The organism is Loktanella sp. SALINAS62 (genome assembly GCF_018263905.1).
GTDB lineage: Bacteria > Pseudomonadota > Alphaproteobacteria > Rhodobacterales > Rhodobacteraceae > Loktanella.
This window is the reverse complement of sequence record NZ_JAAFZU010000046.1, coordinates 1-276: the sequence shown is the minus strand read 5'-3', so window position 1 is coordinate 276 and position 276 is coordinate 1. Positions and strand designations below refer to the sequence as shown.

1 protein-coding gene is annotated in these 276 nt (G+C 54.7%); it reads right to left on the bottom strand.

From position 1 onward, the window contains the following. Positions 1 to 276 (bottom strand): transposase (locus tag GZH79_RS14170; RefSeq protein ID WP_211644430.1); only part of this gene is annotated, 276 nt, incomplete at both ends.

The window sequence follows — 276 nt, the reverse complement described above, 5'->3', positions numbered from 1 at the left end:
GCGAAATGGTTGCGTGCGGCAAACCATTCCCGAACATTTCGACCACCTTTCTCGAAGTTGCGGATCGCCAGATAGATCAACTTCGTGGCGGCGTCTTCGGTTGGGAATGATCCCCGCGTCTTGATCGATTTGCGGATCACCCGGTTTAAACTCTCTATCGCGTTCGTAGTGTAGATGATCTTGCGGATCGCCGGATCGAAGGCAAAGAACGGGATCACCTCCTGCCATGCTCGGCGCCAGGCCGGGGTGATGGAAGCGTATTTACTGGCCCATTTT